The organism is Micromonospora sp. CA-248212 (assembly GCF_050948405.1).
Lineage (GTDB): Bacteria > Actinomycetota > Actinomycetes > Mycobacteriales > Micromonosporaceae > Micromonospora.
In genome coordinates this window covers 3641969-3658877 of the sequence record NZ_CP192023.1, presented here as the reverse complement: position 1 = coordinate 3658877, position 16909 = coordinate 3641969, and the positions used below count along the sequence as shown (strand labels likewise).

The 16909-nt window shown below is 71.8% G+C and carries 18 protein-coding genes; 6 read left to right on the top strand and 12 right to left on the bottom strand.

What is annotated here, in order from left to right; all coding sequences use genetic code 11:
• Nucleotides 1–151: 151 nt before the first annotated feature.
• The 3 genes from ACQP03_RS17620 to ACQP03_RS17610 all read right to left on the bottom strand — a co-directional run bounded on the left by ACQP03_RS17620 (nt 152) and on the right by ACQP03_RS17610 (nt 4394).
• On the bottom strand, nt 152–3064 hold the full coding sequence (locus ACQP03_RS17620; protein ID WP_357170001.1) for a glycosyl hydrolase: 2913 nt from the start codon (nt 3062–3064) through the stop codon (nt 152–154).
• 172 nt (nt 3065–3236) lie between these two features.
• Nucleotides 3237–3611 carry an MmcQ/YjbR family DNA-binding protein gene (locus ACQP03_RS17615; protein WP_357170004.1) on the bottom strand — a complete coding sequence of 125 codons (375 nt, stop codon included), beginning with the start codon at nt 3609–3611 and terminating at the stop codon, nt 3237–3239.
• 63 nt (nt 3612–3674) lie between these two features.
• Complete coding sequence (locus ACQP03_RS17610; protein WP_357118457.1) at nt 3675–4394, bottom strand: DUF1223 domain-containing protein; 720 nt, start codon at nt 4392–4394, stop codon at nt 3675–3677.
• A 236-nt stretch (nt 4395–4630) separates the two neighbouring features.
• On the opposite strand from ACQP03_RS17610, the gene ACQP03_RS17605 reads away from it, so the two are divergent.
• The 3 genes from ACQP03_RS17605 to ACQP03_RS17595 all read left to right on the top strand — a co-directional run bounded on the left by ACQP03_RS17605 (nt 4631) and on the right by ACQP03_RS17595 (nt 6639).
• On the top strand, nt 4631–5803 hold the full coding sequence (locus tag ACQP03_RS17605; RefSeq protein WP_363660376.1) for a lactonase family protein: 1173 nt from the start codon (nt 4631–4633) through the stop codon (nt 5801–5803).
• A gap of 180 nt (nt 5804–5983) precedes the next feature.
• Entirely contained in the window at nt 5984–6253 is a 270-nt protein-coding gene (locus tag ACQP03_RS17600) for a GlsB/YeaQ/YmgE family stress response membrane protein (protein WP_357394280.1), read from the top strand.
• A 95-nt stretch (nt 6254–6348) separates the two neighbouring features.
• Nucleotides 6349–6639, top strand: coding sequence for a GNAT family N-acetyltransferase (locus ACQP03_RS17595; RefSeq protein WP_357118466.1), 291 nt, complete (start codon nt 6349–6351; stop codon nt 6637–6639).
• 8 nt (nt 6640–6647) lie between these two features.
• Here the strand turns inward: ACQP03_RS17595 and ACQP03_RS17590 are convergent, their stop codons facing one another.
• From ACQP03_RS17590 to ACQP03_RS17580, 3 genes are read right to left on the bottom strand one after another with little or no spacing between them, the layout of a single operon-like run.
• Nucleotides 6648–7091 (bottom strand): SRPBCC family protein, encoded by a 444-nt coding sequence (locus tag ACQP03_RS17590; RefSeq protein ID WP_357118469.1) that lies wholly within the window; start codon nt 7089–7091, stop codon nt 6648–6650.
• A gap of 1 nt (nt 7092) precedes the next feature.
• A complete protein-coding gene (locus ACQP03_RS17585) occupies nt 7093–7443 on the bottom strand; it encodes an ArsR/SmtB family transcription factor (protein WP_357118472.1) in 351 nt (116 codons plus the stop codon).
• Nucleotides 7440–7898 (bottom strand): SRPBCC domain-containing protein, encoded by a 459-nt coding sequence (locus tag ACQP03_RS17580; protein WP_357394283.1) that lies wholly within the window; start codon nt 7896–7898, stop codon nt 7440–7442. Before ACQP03_RS17580 ends, ACQP03_RS17585 begins: the two co-directional genes overlap by 4 nt.
• Before the next feature lie 191 nt (nt 7899–8089).
• Here ACQP03_RS17580 and ACQP03_RS17575 point away from each other — a divergent pair, with 191 nt between their 5' ends.
• Nucleotides 8090–8806 (top strand): isocitrate lyase/PEP mutase family protein, encoded by a 717-nt coding sequence (locus tag ACQP03_RS17575; protein WP_357118478.1) that lies wholly within the window; start codon nt 8090–8092, stop codon nt 8804–8806.
• Between the two features lie 118 nt (nt 8807–8924).
• Here ACQP03_RS17575 and ACQP03_RS17570 read toward each other — a convergent pair whose 3' ends face one another.
• From ACQP03_RS17570 to ACQP03_RS17555, 4 genes are all read right to left on the bottom strand, one after another.
• Nucleotides 8925–9785, bottom strand: a complete 861-nt coding sequence (locus tag ACQP03_RS17570; protein WP_357118481.1) for a class I SAM-dependent methyltransferase — start codon at nt 9783–9785, stop codon at nt 8925–8927.
• 119 nt (nt 9786–9904) lie between these two features.
• A complete protein-coding gene (locus tag ACQP03_RS17565; protein WP_357394285.1) occupies nt 9905–10639 on the bottom strand; it encodes a DUF1963 domain-containing protein in 735 nt (244 codons plus the stop codon).
• A gap of 84 nt (nt 10640–10723) precedes the next feature.
• A complete protein-coding gene (locus tag ACQP03_RS17560; protein ID WP_357170021.1) occupies nt 10724–11653 on the bottom strand; it encodes a 5'-3' exonuclease in 930 nt (309 codons plus the stop codon).
• Between the two features lie 59 nt (nt 11654–11712).
• Entirely contained in the window at nt 11713–11928 is a 216-nt protein-coding gene (locus tag ACQP03_RS17555; RefSeq protein WP_357170024.1) for a hypothetical protein, read from the bottom strand.
• A 121-nt stretch (nt 11929–12049) separates the two neighbouring features.
• On the opposite strand from ACQP03_RS17555, the gene ACQP03_RS17550 reads away from it, so the two are divergent.
• Nucleotides 12050–13144, top strand: a complete 1095-nt coding sequence (locus tag ACQP03_RS17550; RefSeq protein WP_433457557.1) for a DUF4037 domain-containing protein — start codon at nt 12050–12052, stop codon at nt 13142–13144.
• On the opposite strand, the gene ACQP03_RS17545 is transcribed toward ACQP03_RS17550, so the two are convergent.
• Nucleotides 13128–14390, bottom strand: a complete 1263-nt coding sequence (locus ACQP03_RS17545; RefSeq protein ID WP_357394333.1) for an MFS transporter — start codon at nt 14388–14390, stop codon at nt 13128–13130. The genes ACQP03_RS17550 and ACQP03_RS17545 overlap by 17 nt on opposite strands.
• 98 nt (nt 14391–14488) lie before the next feature.
• Between ACQP03_RS17545 and ACQP03_RS17540 the strand changes: the two genes are divergently transcribed.
• A complete protein-coding gene (locus ACQP03_RS17540) occupies nt 14489–15376 on the top strand; it encodes a winged helix-turn-helix transcriptional regulator (RefSeq protein ID WP_357118497.1) in 888 nt (295 codons plus the stop codon).
• 39 nt (nt 15377–15415) lie between these two features.
• Here ACQP03_RS17540 and ACQP03_RS17535 read toward each other — a convergent pair whose 3' ends face one another.
• A complete protein-coding gene (locus ACQP03_RS17535) occupies nt 15416–16786 on the bottom strand; it encodes a glycosyl hydrolase family 18 protein (protein ID WP_357394287.1) in 1371 nt (456 codons plus the stop codon).
• Nucleotides 16787–16909 lie beyond the last annotated feature (123 nt).

Below are 16909 nucleotides of genomic sequence, written 5' to 3'. Positions count from 1 at the left end.
CTCGCCCGCTGCACGTTGCAGGCCGGTGCTTGCCCCGATCCGTCGTACCCGCGCTTCCCCATTTCCGGGCAACGATCGCCCGGGCCCCGGGTGACGGCACCGCGCCCACCGTCGGCCGGGGCACGGCCGACGGCGGGCGCGGAGGGACCGGTCAGGAGTACGGAAGGCGCAGCACCGACTGGTTGCCGATGCCCAGGGTGGTGGGGTTGTTGCCGATGGCCGACCAGACCTCCACCCGGACCGTGCCGTTGCTCAACGTGCCCAACGTCCCGGTCGCCGAGGCCAGGCCGGCGCTCTGGGTGTAGTGCTCGTAGCCGGTGACCGGGTCGGTGGCGAAGTAGCGCCACGTCTCCGTCCGGTCCCAACTGCCGTTGCCGGTCAGGTCGTAGGAGACCCGTACCTGCGTGCCGTTGCCGACGGCGGTTCCCGCGTCCACGAACAGGTCGAACGCGGTCTGCGCACCGGAGTAGGTGAGGTTCAGGCCGGTCGCGGTGAAGACCTGGGCGTTCGTCGGCGTACCGTCGTGGTTTCCGTTGGCGGCCGCGACCGTGGTCGTGGCCGTGCTGCCCGCGTTGCCCAACCCGCCACCGGCGAGCAGGTACCGCGTCGGCGAGCCCGAGCTGGGCGGCGGCGTGGTCGGCGGGGCGGTGGTCGGTGGCGCCGTCGTGGGCGGTGCCGTCGTGGGCGGTGCGGTGGTCGGCGTGCTCGTCGGCGGTACGCCGCCGGAGGCGTTGCCGCCGCTCCAGGTGTACGCCCCGGTGGTGGCCGTCCGTCCGGCCCCTACCGTGAGCCGCGTGCCGTTGGAGAACGTGACGGTGATCGGGTTCGCGGTCGGGTTCGACGCCACGTAGGTGCGCGCGCCGTTACGGGAGAAGACCGCGCTGAGCGGGTGGTTGGCGCTGACCGTCGTGTCGACGGTGCCCAGCGCGGCGAGGTTGCGGATCCAGTGGAAGGTGTGCGCCCGACTCTCGCCTTCCTCCGGGGTGTAGCCCGGGTTGGCGCGCAGGTTGGCCAGGGCCGCGTCGGGGTCGCCGAGGGCCTGGAACTGCCACAGGATGTCCTGCCACACCGTCGGCGGCCCGCCGTTGTTGCGGACCAGTTCGGCGTAGTTGGTGCGCACGTACGCCGGGTTGGCGCCCAGGTAGAGGTGCCCACCGGTGACCGGCAGCAGGTTGATGCCCTGGATCATCTCCGGCTCGCCGCTGAACCAGGTGGCGTACGCCCCGCCGTCGCCCCAGACCATGCCGACGGTGGAGTGCCCGAAGGCGGCCGGGAAGTTCTGGTCGCTGACGTCGAACCAGTACTCCTGGATCGCGGCGGCCTGTGTCGTGTAGAGGAAGATTCCGGCGTCCCGGACGGCGGTGTCGCCGGTGACCTGCCCCCACTGGATGAGGGCGTTGGCGAAGTTCATCCCCTCGGAGGACGACTCCTGGTTGTTGCCGGAGCCGAACGAGCCGTGCCCGGACGCCCAGTCGTGCCCGGCGTAGATGTCGAAGTCCCGCAGGTACGGGAAGCGGGTGTCGTCGCGACGGTAGTTGTTGGCGTCGCGGATCAGCAGGTCCACCATGCCGCCGTAGCGGCTGCTCGCGGCCCACGACGGGTCGAACTTGGCCAGCGTCGCGGCGGCGGCGACGAAGTAGCCGTAGTGGAAGTGGTGGTCGTTGAGCTCCTGGTCGGAGCCGTACGACGCCGGGTAGCCGATCAGGGTGCCCCAGTTCGCGTCGTAGTAGAAGAGCTTGCTGGTCTTGCCCGTGGAGGCGGTGAACCAGTCGGTGAGCGTGGAGCGGATCGCGTTCAGCGCGCTGTCGCGGGTGGTGGTGTCGTTGACCAGGTCGGCGATCTCGGCGATCCGGGCGGCCCGGCCGAGCCCCTTGCCGGTCCAGTACGTGTCGTTGCCGCGCTGGTCCATCGGGTTGCTCCGGGCCGCGGCCAGGTGACCGGTCAACGTGGACAGATCCGATCCACTCCCGTCGCCGACGGCCGGCAGCTCCGGCAGCACGCCCTGGAACGTCATGGCGGTACGGAACTGGCTGATCCCGGTGAGGACCTTCATCCGGCCCCGCGCCGACGGGTAGGTCGGCGTGATCGGGGTCGAGCCCGACAGGGACTTCCACTGGTGCGGGTAGAGGCTCACCACGGTCTGCGTGGCGCTGCCCTCGCGGGCGGTGGTGGTGAAGGCGTACGTCGTGCTCAGGCCGTTGGTCGACGGGTCGTAGGAGTAGGAGACCCGGGTGCCGGTGACGTGGGCGTGCGCGTACCGGCCGTAGCTGGTGGCCAGGTCGGCCCGCTCGCTGGCGCTGCCCGTCGGGGGCAGCAGGGCCACCGAGAAGTAGCCGCGACCGGCCAGGGTGGAGGAGATGCGGCTACCGCTGACGGCCCAGCTCGCGCCGCTCGGGGCGTACGCCACGTAGTCGTGGCCGTTGACCCGGAAGCCGATGGTGGTCCCGCTGTTGGACCACACGTCGGGGGTGCCGGACGTGCCGATCACCGCGTCCCCGCCGGTGGCCTGGAAGTAGGCGAACGGCAGGCCGTGGCCGATGGTGGCGCGCAGGGTGCGGGCCCCGTCGCTCCAGTACGGGCTGACCGTCCAGTCGGTCCAGCCGTCCACCTTGACCTGGGGCGCGGCGAGCCCGGCCACGCCGACGCGGATGTCCTGCACGTACGGGTAGTGGTACTCGCCGACGCCGGTGGCGGTGCCGCTGATGGCGGGGGTGGAGTTGGCCGAGAAGCCGAGCCCGTCGGTGAACGTGTCGTACGAGGTGGGGTGGGCGTGCAGGGGCTCGCTGAAGGCGCAGTCGGTGCGCTTCCACAGCAGCGAGGACCACCAGTCGTTGGTGGGCACCGCTCCGGCGGGGGCGTTGGCGGTGGCGAACTGCCGGGGGTTGCTGGACATCTGCCCGCAGCCGGTGGGGAGAGCGCCGACCGGGGTGGTGGTGTAGCTGCCGGCGCCGACGGGCGCGGCCTCGGCGGCACGGGTGACGGGGATCGTGAGGCCACCGACGACCAGGGCCAGGGCGGTGGCGGCTGCCAGCGCCCATCGGCGGTGGGGGACGGGAGGTTTCATGGTGCCTCCATCGCGCGTCCGGGCGCGGATCGTGCCGCCCCGGCGCCTTGCGTCTGAATTGTGGAAAACGTCGATCGAGAGAGCGCTCTCTCAGACGGCACGGTAATCGACCGTCGAGATCCCCGTCAATGTGTCCGTTCGGTTGCGTGCGGATGTCGCGAACTGACCGGGGTTACCGGCCGACCCCGTCCAGCTCGGCGTGCAGCGCCTCCGGCGCGCGCATCCGCCAGGCGTCGGTCACCAGCTCGCGGAGCCGGTCGACGTCGACGGCCGCCAGGCGCAGCAGCACCAGCGGCAGGCCGTCGTACCCGGGCGTGGTGAAGAAGACGTCGGGCTCACCGAGCAGCAGCGCCTGCTTCTCGGCCTCGTCCCCGACGAACAGCACCGCGATGTCGAGGCGGATCACCCGTGGCCGGCCGGGCGTGCGCTCCGGATAGGACCAGACGAAACCCTTGTCGGCCACCCGGAAGTCGAAGCCCTCGCTGTCGATCTCGACGGTCTGGGGCAGGGCCAGGGCCAGGCGGCGGACGTCGTCGGCGTCAGCCACCGGGACCCCGCACGTCACGCGCCATTCGCATGAGCCGAGAGTACGCACCGGGACCGACAGGACTCAGCCGGACAGGTCGACCGCCGCGGCGCCCACGACCACCCGGTCGGCCTCGCGCTGGACGTAACCGATCACCGTGGCCTGGCCCGGGTCGAGGTCCGGCGGCACGGCCAGCTCCACCTGCCCCCGCTCGCCGTGCAGGGGTGTCGACGCGAAGGCGCGTACGACGTTGTCCTGCCGCAGCGTCCGGCCGGCGTTCTCGCCCCGGGCGATCGCGCTGTCCAGGCCGCGCTGCACGATCGCCACGTTCACCACCGCGCGCTGCGGCGGCCGCTCGACCCGGTAGTCCAGGACCAACGGCGTGCCGCCTCCGCCGACCTGCGGCACCGACACCGTCAGGGGCGCGGCGGCGGCCGACGTCAGGGCGGACGCGATGGCGCTCGCGGCCCGGCCCCGGTCGGAGCCGACGAACTCCACGCTGCCGTTGACGATCATCTGCGGGGTGTAGAGACGTCCGGAGCCGAAGGCGCGGGCGTACGCCTCCTGCCGTGCGGTGTGTGCCGCGTCCGCGAACTGGTCGGGCCAGCCCAGATCGTCCCAGTAGTCCACGTGGAAGCCGAGGGCGAACACCGGCTCCCCACGCGTGCGGGCGTCGCGCTCGATCTCGGTGAGCAGCTCCTCGGCGGGCGGGCAGCTGTTGCAGCCCTGGGAGGTGAACAACTCCACGACGGCGACACCACCACCGTTCATCGACGAGCGTGGACCCGGTGCGGGGTTCGTCATGGTGTGTCTCCTCCGGTGCGACCGCTGACCGCTCTGCGATTCCCCTTACCGCGCCGACGACGCCTGGGCAGCGAGGTGGTTCCGGCTCCTGGAACGCCTCTTGTAGCACAAATCCGCCGTTACGCGCGGCGATGCCACTTACGGGTAACCAACCGCGAAGGGGGATCTTCCTCCGATAGCTTGCGAAGGAGAGAAAAACTCTCATTCCTCGTGAGTTGCGGCTAAGGAGATCAGTGATGAAGCGCAGCGTAGCGCTAGCGGCGGCCCTCCTGGTGGGTCTGACCAGCGCCGGAAGCCTTCCCGGGGCCGCCTTCGCGGACGGCGGTCCCGCAGGTGGCCACGATGACGGCGGGGGACGCGGACACCACCGGGGCAGCGAGGGCGCGGTCTTCGTCCAGACCAACAAGGCCGAGGGCAACACCATCAAGGTGTACGAGCGCGACGACGACGGCCAGCTCAGCAAGGCGGGGGAGTACGAGACCGGCGGCCTCGGCGGCTTCACCATCGGCGCGCCGGTCGACGCGCTGGCGTCGCAGGGGTCGTTGATCTACCACCGCGGGCTGCTGTTCGCCGTTAACGCCGGCAGCAACACCGTGACCGTCTTCGACGTCGACGGCACCCGGCTGCACAAGCGGCAGGTGATCTGGTCCGGGGGTCTGCTCCCGGTCAGCGTCACGGTCCGCGACCACCTCGTCTACGTGCTCAACGCCGGTGGCGAAGGGTCGGTGCAGGGCTTCGAGCTGGACAAGGGACGCCTGTCGCCGATCCACGGCGCCAACCGCTCGCTCGGCCTGCACAACGGCAACCCGCCGGCGTTCATGACCGCTCCCGCCCAGGTCAAGATCGACCCGGAAGGCGAGTTCGTCCTGGTGTCGACGAAGGCGGCCAACGTCATGTTCAGCTACGAGATCGGTCGCCACGGCGAACTGTCCCGCCAGCCGGTCATCAGTGACGCCGGGTCCACGCCGTTCGGCTTCACCTTCGACAGCGAGGACTCGGTGCTGGTCACCGAGTCCGGCAGCAACGAGGTCAGCCGCTTCGAGATCGACGACGACGGCGCCCTCGACCAGTTCGGGCCGTCGGTGCCGAACGGCCAGCAGGCGCCCTGCTGGATCCAGCGGGTCGGCGACTACTTCTACGTCGCGAACGCCGGCAGCTCCACGATCAGCGCCTACAAGGTCGACGACGACGGCAAGCTCCAGCTCGTGCACGCCGTCGCCGCCGACACCGGCGGCGGGTCGATCGACATGACCACCAGCGACGGCTTCCTGTACGTCCAGAACGCCGCCGCCGGCAACGTTCAGGGCTACGAGGTGAACGACAACGGCTCCCTGCGCCTCGTCACCACCGTCGAGGGCCTGCCGAAGTTCACCGACGGCATCGGCATGGAGGGCATCGCCGCCTCCTGACGATCGACCCGCCGCTGGTCCCGGTCGCTTGCGGCCGGGACCAGCGCGCGTCCCCGTCCCGGCCCGGACATGACAACTGTGTGACAAATCAGCCCGTGGGTCGATCGCCGGTTTCGGCGGGGCCGGGCATGGGGCAACCAGACGTCGCTGACGACAACACCTTCGGAAGGGACGGCCCCCGTGGAAATCCAGGGCTTCTTCACCGCGATCATCATCGGCCTGGTCATCGGCGCCCTCGGTCGCCTCGTGGTTCCCGGCAAGCAGAACATCTCGATCGTGCTCACCCTCGCGATCGGCGTGCTCGCCGCGATCCTCGGCACGCTCGTCGCCGGGGCCCTCGGTGTCGACGACACCGCCGGCATCGACTGGATCGAGCTGCTCCTGCAGGTCGTGTTCGCCGCGATCGGTGTGGCCGGCACCGCCGCCGTCCTGGGCCGTCGGCGCCCCTGACGCCCCGCTCCCTCGGGGGCTGCCGGCCCCCACGCGCCCGTGGCGACGACTGGTCGCCACGGGCGCTGTGCTTGGATGATCCGGTGCAGTTCACCGTGACAGACGTGCCCGCGCGGGAGCGGTTCGAGGCGCGCGACGAGACGGACGCGGTCGCCGGCATCGTCACCTACCAGCTGACCGGCGCCATCATCGCCTACACCCACACCGAGGTCGATCCGGCGTACGAGGGTCGGGGCGTCGGCTCGACCCTGGCGCGCGCCGTCATGGACGACGCGCGCGCCAAGGGCCGCAGCGTGGTGCCGATCTGTCCGTTCCTCGCCGAGTGGCTGGTGAAGCACCCCGAGTACGAGGACATCGTCGTACGGTCCACCCGCAAGGTGAAGTAGCCCCGCGCTCAGTGCCAGTCGCTGATCGCGACGTCGTCCGGGGCGGGCCTGCCCCGCCCGGTCTCCACCAGCTCCTTCAGGCTCATCAGGAACGTCGCCCACTTGGTGCTGCAGTGGTGCATGAACTCGCCCGGCGCACGCCAGCCCTCGTGGGCGAACAGGACGATCGTGTGGTCGCCCCGCTGGTCAAGGTGCCAGTCGATCTCGGTGCCGACCCATTCCTCAGGACCCCCGGTGACCCGCCAGCGGACGTGGCCGCCGGGGTCCAGGTCGAGGACCTGCATGTCGAAGCCACCGACGTCGCCGAACCGGAAGGCCAGCTGCCCGCCGACCTCGCTCGTGCCGACCGTGTCGGTCGTCCACCAACCGGCGAGTCCCTCCGGGGTGGCCACCGCGCGGTAGACGTCGTCGAGCGGGGCGACCACGCCGACCCGGTGCAAAATGTCGACCATCTCATTCTCCGTGGTTGTCGGTGCGGTGACGTTCGATCGTCTCGGCGATCCGCTTGATCCGGCGCAGGCGGGCGTCCCAGGTCGCCCCGACGGCGGTCAGTTGGGCGACCGCGCGGGCCAGTTGCGCCTCGTCGACCTGGTAGTGACGCTCCCGACCGGCGGGAGTCGAGTGGATCAGGCCCACCCGGTCCAGGACGGTCAGGTGCTTCGAGACGGCCTGGCGGGTGACGGGGAGTCGCTCGCTCAGTGACGTGGCCGTGCCGGGCCCGCCGGTGAGCAGCAGGTCGATCATGCTGCGCCGGATGGGATCGCCGATCGCCGACCACAGGGCATCGTCGACTGCCGTGGTCATGACGTGGCGACCAGCCGGGTGACGTACGCGCCGAGGTTCGGGACGTAGTGGTTCCACCCGCTGACGTGGTCCTGGTACTGCTTCTCCAGCAGGGCGACCTCCCAGCCCATCTCGCGGAACCCGGTCTCCGTCATCCGGACGCGGGTCCCCGTGGCGGTCGGAACGAGGTCGAAGGTGACCAGCAACGACTGGCCGCCGCGGTCCGGCTCGGTGAAGCACCACCGGAAGGAGAACCGCTTCGGCGGGTCCACGTCGACGACGGCCAGGTCGACGGTCGTCGTCGCGCCGGTCTGCGCGTCGCGCCACACCAGCTCGCCGGGCGCGCCCGCGACCGGTTCGAACCGGGCGTCGTCCGGCCACCACTCCCGCACGTGCTCGGGCTGGCTGATCACCTCGAAGACCACCTCGAGTGAGGCGTCGACGTCGATGTCGCGTTCGATCACTCCGTACTCCATGCGTACCACCCTCTCGCAACCTTTGGTTGCGTCACGGTACAACGGCCCGGCGGCGACGTGCAACCTTTCGTTGCGCGTCGGCGCGGCGGGTCTCCCGGCGGCATGGCGCGTGCGACGGCGGTACGGTGCAGGTCGGGTGGCCTGTCCGGCCCGCACCGTCGTCCCTTCACGACCCCCGGGAGACCTGAACGATGACTGCCTCCGTGCTCCGTGCCCTGCACCACGACCGCCCGGCCGGCGACCCGCTCGTCCTGCCGAACGCCTGGGACGCGGGCAGCGCCCGGGTCTTCGCCGACGCCGGATTCGACGCGCTCGCCACGCCCAGCGCCGGAGTCGCGGCCTCCCTCGGCTACGAGGACGGCGCGACCCCGGCCGCCGAGATGTTCGCCGCGGTGGCGCGGATCGTCCGGGCCGTGTCCGTACCGGTCTCCGCCGACGTCGAGGACGGGTATGGGCTGACGCCCGCCGAACTGGTCGAGCGGCTGCTGGAGGCCGGTGCCGTCGGCTGCAACCTGGAGGACTCCGAGGGGCACGCCACGCTCAAGGAACCGCAGCGGCACGCGGACTGGCTGGCCGAGGTGCGGGCGGTGGCCGGCGACGCGCTCGTCATCAACGCGCGCGTCGACACCTTCCTGTTCGGCACCGGCGATCCGGCCGACGCGATCGCCCGCGCGAAGCTCTACGTGGCGGCGGGGGTCGACTGCGTCTACCCGCTGCGCGCGCCCATCGACGTCCTTCCGGCGCTGCGCAAGGGCATCGCCGGCCCGATCAACATGGCCGCCGCCCCGAGCCGGGAGTCGGTGGCCGCGCTGGCCCGCAACGGCGCCACCCGCATCACCTTCGGCCCAGGCCTGCAGCGGTACGCGATGGGCGCGATCGGCGACCTGGCGGCGAACCTGCGCGTCTAGTGCCGTGACCACGAACGTTCACGTTGGCCGACAGGCCGTCGGGCCTGTTGGTCGGATGGCGTCGTGGCGGTCAGGCTGTGTCGGTGACAGATCTCGTACGGATGCGGCGGCGCAGTGATCAGGGCGCGGCGCGAACCGCCGAGACGAGCCCGCCCGCGCCCTCGTCCTGCTGAGGCGGGGTGAGCGCAGGACGTCCGTAGGCCTCGGCGCGCTCACGCAGGGTGAAGGCCTCCGCCTCCCAGCCGAGGCCGTCCAGCCAGCCGACCGGGTCCTCCGGCATCTCCCAGACCCACATCGACGCTGCCGATCCCGAAACGGCATCCCCCCGGAAGCGTTCGACCACACCGCGCGAGCCCAGTGTGAGGCCCATCCTGCTGCCTGCGGCGGACAGCGCGCCGACCCGTTCGAGCAGCGACTCCACTGCGTCCCCGGGTAGATAGATCAGCAGCCCCTCGGCGATCCACACCGTCGGCTGCGCCGGATCATGCCCGGCCGCGGCCAGGGCGGCGGACCAATCCTCGCGGAGGTCGACCGGGACGGTGATCCGCTCGCAGCGCGGAACGGCACGCTCCTGACGCAGCACCGCGGCCTTGAAGCCCAGCGGTTCGGCCGTGTCGACCTCGAACAACCGCGTACCCGCGGGCCAGTCCATCCGGAAGGCCCTGCTGTCCATCCCGGCCCCGAGCAGCACGACCTGCCGGACGCCGGACGCGACCGCCCGATCCAGCAGGTCGTCCAGAAACTTCGTCCGGATGACGATCGAGAAGGCCACACCGAGCCAGCGGCGCCGCGCCGCCTCGTCCGTGCGCGGGGGCGGCGGCGTCCCGGGGCCTCTCCCGCCGGCCGTGGCGAATGCCAGCGCCAGCGGGTCGCGGAACAGCGGCTGCTCGCGTGCCGTCTCCATTGCCCGCACCCGGGCCACGCCCACGGCTGTGGCCCACACCCCGGACGGTTCGATCGGTTCCGCCGCATGAGTCATGCGTTCAGCCTAGCTAGGCGGCGCGTCACCCAACACCGTGAACGTTCGTGGTCACAGCACTAGGGCGGTGCCCCGACACCGTCGCGCCGCCACACACGCCGTCGGCGCCCCTGACCGGGTCAGCCGTTGAAGTCCGTCATCAGCCAGATCCGGTCGAAGGCGCGCTCGGCCAGGTCCGTATGCCTGATCATGAAGTTGACGACGATCAACGTCTCGCCGAACGCGTCACCCACCTGCCCCTCGTCCAGCCAGACGGTGGCCAGCACGGTGTGCTCGGTGCCGTCGAGGATGGGATTGTCCGCTCCGCCGGTGCTGGCGGCGCCGTAGCCGCCGAGGGAGAAGTCGTGGTCGTTGCCGTCGAGGTACCACATCACCTCGCCGATCGCCTCCTCGACCTCGTCGTCCAGGCGAAGGTCGAACGGCGCTTCGCGCTCGTTCTCCGGAAGGCTCCAGCCGGCACGAGCGTGCAGCGGAACCGGATCGAAGACCGGCACTCCGGGGTCGGGGCGCTCCGTCACCGCGGCGCCCGCCGGCACATGGACGACCCGACACCGGGTGGGCGTGAAGCGCGGCTCGACGAAGAACAGCAGCGACCCGTCGGCCGGCAGGTCGAGGTCGTGCCCGTGCGAGGGAATCGCGGCGAGGTCGAGCGTCAAAGCGAGACACTGCCCGGGCGGCCACTCCGCATCCGGCGGCAACGCCGCGAGACCGCCGAACCGGCCGACCACCGGCAGGCCGTCGCCCTTGGGAACCAGCTCCGTCTGTGGTCGGGCCAGCCGCACCCAGCGCTCGATCTCGGCCAGCGGCACGCCCTTTTCCCGGGCCGCGCCCCGGAACTCCTGTCGTACGTCCATGGCCGGGCATTGTGCCGGAAAGGTCCGACAGACATCGGGGCGCGACCGCCACGCGGGTTCGACGCCGCGCCGGGCCGGGTCTCCTCAGCCGGCGTCGACGCGGGCGGCCAGGGCGTCCACGAGTCGGCGGGCGGAGCCGGCCAGGTTCCACCGGCCGGCCAGGTCGAGCAGCCGCTCCGGGTCGGCGGGGGCCGTCGGCAGCGCGGTGGGCAGCTCCGGCAGGGCCACGTCCAGGGCCACCCGGACCACCGTCGGCGCGACGGCCAGGTAGTCGCGGGCGCCCGCCAGCTTGGTACGCAGACCCGGCGCGAACGACGAGTCGGAGTCGTCCAGCGCGGCCAGGACGCCGTCGATGCTGCCGTACCGCTCGATCAGCCGTGCGGCGGTCTTCTCGCCGACGCCCGGCACCCCGGGCAGCCCGTCGCTGGGGTCGCCGCGCAGGGCGGCGAAGTCGGCGTACCGATCGGCCGGCACGCCGTAGCGGGCGCGTACCGCCGCGTCGTCGCAGTCGTCGAGCTTGGCCACGCCGCGCCCGACGTAGAGCAGGCGCACGTCCCGGGAGTCGTCGACGAGCTGGAACAGGTCCCGGTCGCCGGAGACCACCTCGACCGGGCCCGGCTGGGTCACCGACAGCGTGCCGAGCACGTCGTCGGCCTCGTAGCCCTTCGCGCCGACGGCGGTGATGCCGACCGCGTCGAGGACCTCGAGGATCATCGGCACCTGGGGGGAGAGCGTGTCGGGGACGACCTCGCCGCCCTGCGGGGCCACCCGGTGCGCCTTGTACGACGGCAGCAGCTCGACCCGCCACGCCGGTCGCCAGTCGTAGTCGAGGGCGCACACCATCCGGTCCGCGCCGCGACCACGGATGAGCGTGGCAAGCATGTCGAGGAAGCCACGCACCGCGTTGACGGGCTGGCCGTCCTCGGTGCGCGCGGCGGACTCCGGAATGCCGAAGTACGCCCGGAAGTAGAGGCTGGCTGCGTCGATCAGCAGGATCGGGGGTCGGTGTGCCACGCCCGACAGCCTGGCACAGCCCTCCGACGATCAGCGGTACGCCCGGCCGCCCAGCGGCGTCAGCGCCGATAGACGGTGTCGCGGCGGGCGAGGTGCTGCACCACGTAGCTGGTCACCAGCAACAGGATCGCGACCACCACCTCGACCCAGGCGGCGACGCCGTCGGCCACCGTCAGGCCGATCACGAGCAGGACCAGGCCGACGAGCGCGAGGACTCCGGCCCACAGTTGCCGACGACGGCGGGTCGCCGCCCGGTTCGCGTCGTTCGATGTCACGTCGGCCCTCCCGGTCGGGGCCACCCATGTCGGCCTCCCGATCCCAGGCTATGGCCCCCGCCCCGGTCCCACCCGGGAAACCAGCGTGCGGGCCGGGCCGCCGACGGCGCAGACTGCCGGTGTGGCGTTCCTTCCCGGCCTGGTGCTGGCCCGGCGGTACCACGACGAGGTGGTCGCGCCGATCCTGCGCGGTCGCCTCCCTGGCCTGCGGTACGCGGCGGGATTGCTCGACGGTGGCTCGGAGGTGCTCGGCCTGGACACGGCCCGGTCCACCGACCACGACTGGGGTCCTCGGGTGCAGGTGTTCGTCGGGCCGGCGGACGTCGCCGCGATCCCGCGACTGCGCGCCGTGCTGGACGCTGAGCTGCCCGCTCCCTTCCTGGGCTGGCCCACTCGTTTCGCCGGTGACGACGGTCGACTGGGCGTCGCCGACGCGGCCGGGACGCGGCACGGGGTCACGATCGACGACGTGGCAGTGTGGTGGCGCCAGCGGCTCGGGTTCGACCCGATGGCCGGGGTCGGCACGGCGGACTGGCTGGCGTGCCCGACCCAGCGGCTCGCCGAGGTGACCGGCGGCGCGGTCTTCCACGACGGGCTCGACGGGGCGCTGACGGCCCGGCGGGACGCGGTGCGGTGGTATCCGCCGGACGTGTGGCGGTACGTCCTGGCCGCGGTGTGGACCCGGGTCGCGCAGGCTGAGCACCTGCCCGGCCGGTGCGCCGAGGTCGGCGACGAGTTGGGCAGCCGGATCGTCACCGGGGGCCTCGCCAGAGACCTGCTCCGGCTCGGTCTGCTGCTGCGTCGGCGCTGGCCGCCGTACGACAAGTGGCTCGGCACGGTCTTCGCCGGACTGCCCGGCGCGGCCCCGGTGGTCGCGGCGCTGGCCGAGGCGGTGGGCCCGGGCGACTGGACCCGACGCCAGGCTGGTCTGGTCGAGGCGCTGGAGACCATGGCCCGGTGGACCGACGAAACGTCTCTGGCAGCGCCGGTACGCGCCCGGGCCGTCCCGTTCCACCGCCGGCCGTTCCTGGTGCTGCGTGCCGAGCGTGTCGCCGTCGCGCTACGCGCCGCAATGACCGATCCGACCATGCGCGACCGACCGCTGTGGGGTGCGGTCGACCAGTACGTGCACAGCGTCGACGTGCTCGGCGACGCGGCCAGGGCTCGCCGGGTGGCCGGCGGTCTGTGGTCGGATGCGCTCACCGACCAGCGGTGACGGCCGGACGCCGGCTCTCGTCGCGGTCATGGTCGGTGAGGTCGTGCAGGTGCCGGACCGGTGAGAGCAGCAGCACCAGGGGCGCACCGATGAGGGTAGCCGCGACGACGAGCAGGGTGGCGCGCGTGCCGAGCGGGCCGGCCAGCGCGCCGGCGACGAGCCCACCGACCGGGATCGCGCCCCAGGAGACGAACCGTACGGTCGCCATCACCCGCGAGAGCAGCTCGGGCGGGCTGGCGATCTGCCGGTACGTGCGGGTGGTCACGCTGAGCACGACCGTGCCGAGGGAGAAGACGATGCTGCCGGCGGCGAAGGCCACGTACGCGGGCCAACCGGTGCCTCCGGGAATCAGGACCGCGCCGACGACCGTCGTGAGTCCGGCGGCGACCAGCGCGCGGGCGCTGCCGAGCCACCTGGTGATCCGGGTGGTGAGGGCGGCGCCGACCAGCGCGCCGACACCCTCGACGGCGAGCAGGACGCCGACCAGGCCGGGTGGCGCGTGCAGGTCGCGGACCAGGTAGAGCGGGTGCAGCGCGAACTGCGCGCCGCAGACGAAGTTCATGGCCGTCGCGGCCCACATGCACGGACCGATGACGGGGTGGTACGCGGCGTAGCGCCAGCCCTCGCGGATCAGCGCGCCGACCGGCGGCCAGTGCTCGGGCGCGTCGACCCGGCGCGCGGGCAGCGTACGCAGGAGAGCCGCGGAGACGAGGTAGCTGGCCGAGTCGACGAGCAGGGTGGGCACCGCGCCGAGCGCCTGCACGGCGAATCCGCCGAGCGAGGGGCCGCTGAGCAGGGTCGCGGCGTGGGTGGCCGAGGTGAGGCTGTTGCGCGACTGCAACTGCTCGCGCTCGACGATGCTGGGCAGGAAGGTCGAGTTGGCCACGTCGAACAGCACGTTGGCGAAGCTGACGACCAGCGCGGTGATCACCAGGTGGGTCACCGTGAGCTGCCCCCACCACCAGGCCAGTGGGATCGACGCGACGGCGAGCGCTCGGGCCACGTCCGCACCGACCTGGGCGCCGCGCAGCGGCAGGCGTTGCACGATGACACCGGCCGGCAGGCCGATCACGATCCAGGCGACGTAGCTGGCCGCAGCGATCAGACCCATCTGCCAGGCGGAGGCGTTCAGGACGACCAGCGCGGTCAGCGGCAGGGCCACCGCGCCGACCGCCGACCCGACCATGCTGGTCGTGCCGGCGGTCCACCAGCGCCAGAACACCCCGGCCCGTGCGTCGACGTGCATGTCGTCGGCCCCCGTTCGTCGCGCCGCGGCATTCCTGGTGTCAGTGCGTTCCATTCTGGAACGGACTATAGTCGGGTCGGGACAGAGGGAGGAAGCGGGTGCGACGGGAGGATCTCGCCGACGCGGACTGCGGCATCGCGCAGGCGCTCGGTGTGCTGGGGGACTGGTGGACGTTCCTTATCGTGCGCGACGTCGCCGGCGGCACGACCCGCTTCGACGCGCTCCAGCGCGAGCTGGGCGTCAGCCGGCGGGCGTTGACCGAACGCCTGGCCGCGCTGGTGGAGCACGGCGTGCTGGAACGTCGCCCGTACTCCGCGCACCCGCCCCGGCACGACTACCTGCTCACCGCGCGGGGCGAGGGCCTGCTACCGGTGCTGATCGCCCTACAGGACTGGGGAACGAGGCACCTGATGGGTGACGGGGAACTGACCGCGACCGCCGACGACGCCTCCGCCGAGGCCCGACGGGTGCACCATCTCGTCGGGCGGCGACTGCCCGAGGTCGTCCTGCCTGGGCCGGACGGACGGCCGGTCCCGGTCGCGACGCCGGACGCCTGGAGCGTCCTCTACCTCTTCCCGGGCGCGTACGCGCCGGGCGTGAACGCCTATCCGCCCGGGTGGGCCGACATCCCGGGCGCGCGGGGCTGCACCCTGGAATCGACCACCTACGCCGACCGGTATCCGCGGTTCCGGGACCTGGGGGTGCGGGTGTACGGCATCAGCACCCAACGACCGGACCAGCTCGCCGACTTCACCGCCCACGCCGGGTTGCCCTTTCCGCTGCTGTCCGACGAGGACGGCCGACTCGCCGCGGGCCTGCTGCTGCCCACCTTCCGGGCCGGCGGGGTGACCCGGTTCAAGCGACTGACCATGCTGGTCGACCCGGCGTCGGTGGTGCGGGCGGTGCAGTTCCCGGTCACCGATCCGGCCGGGTCGGTCGACGAGATGCTGGCGCTGGCCCGCGACCACGCGACGATCCCCGGCTGACGCGAGGCGTCGACCGGGGATCGAGGCGTACGGGTCGGGTCAGGCCGGGAGCGTCCAGCGCTGGTTGGCGCCGGCGAAGCACTCCCAGATCTGCAGGCGGGCGCCGTCGGCCGAGGTGTTGTCGGTGACGTCCAGGCACTTGTTGGACTGCGGGTTGCGCAGCGTGCCGTTGGACTGCGCCTGCCACACCTGCGCGCCGCTGCCGTTGCAGTCGTACAGCTGCACCTTCGCGCCGTTGGCGGTGGAGCCGCTGGTGATGTCGGCGCACTTGCCGAGGGCGCGCAGCGTGCCGTCGGTGGCGACGGTCCAGGTCTGCGCGGCGGTGCCGTTGCAGGTGTAGATCTGGACGGCGGCGCCGTTGGCGGTGCTCGCGGCCGCCACGTCGACGCACTTGCCGCCGATCCCGGTGATCCGGCCGGTACGACCCGACGGCGGCGGGGTGGTGCCGCCCATGATGGTGTCGTACATGGCGCTCACCAGCGAGGTGGAGCCGGTGGTGTCCTGCGACAGCTCCCAGTTCATCACGCCGCCGGCGTTGGCGAGGGCCCACTGCGTCTTGCGCTTGACGGTCGGGATGCCGTTGTAGCACTGCTGCGCGCCGCCGGCCGTGGTGCAGTCCCGGTTGGCGTTGGCCGGGTCCAGGGCGACGAGCGCCGAGTACGTGTAGTAGCCGGGGCGGCTGTAGAAGGGGATGCCGAGGACGGCCTTACTGGCCGGCAGGCCACGGGACTTCCACAGGTTGATGCTGTTGATCGACCAGTCGTAGTTGGAGTGCGGGCTGCCGCCGTCGTACGCCATGATGTTGAGCCAGTCGACCTGGCTGAACACGGCGGTCGGCACGCCGTCGAGGTAGTAGCCCTCGGAGACGACGGCCGCGGTGAGCAGCTTGCCGCGGCTGTGCAGGGCGCTGCCGAGCTGGGTCATGAGCTGGGTGTAGTTGTTGGCCGAGGCGCCCGGGTCGGGGTACTCCCAGTCCATGTCGACGCCGTCGAGGTTGTACTGGTTGACGAAGTTGACCAGGTTGTTGACGAACGCCGACCGGCTGCCGGAGTTGGCCGCGAGGGCTTCGAAGGCCGAGTCGTTGCCGTCGTTCCAGCCGCCGACGGCGATGGAGACCTTGACGTTGTTGGCGTGCGCCTGGGAGACGAGCGAGGAGAGTTTGCTCGGGTTCTCCACGGCGCGCAGGCTGCCGTCGTTGTTGGGCAGCACGAAGGCGTAGTTGATGTGGGTGAGCTTGTTGTACTGGATCGTGTTGACGTTGCCGGCCCACGAGGGCATGTAGCCGACGCTCTTGAAACCGTTCGGCAGCACCACGGCCTGCGCGGCGGTGGGGACGAGGGCGACGGTGGTGACGGCGGTGGCCAGGGCGAGCAGGCCGGCGCTGAGGACGCGGCGCAGTGGTGAGGACATGGGGGCCTTCCCGTGGGCGGGGGACGACACCCGCCCGCGCAGGGTTGTCGCGGGCGGGACGTGGGGGATGCAGGAACGGGTGGGCCTCGAGGTGGCCAAATCTTAAAGAGTGTTAACTGTCCG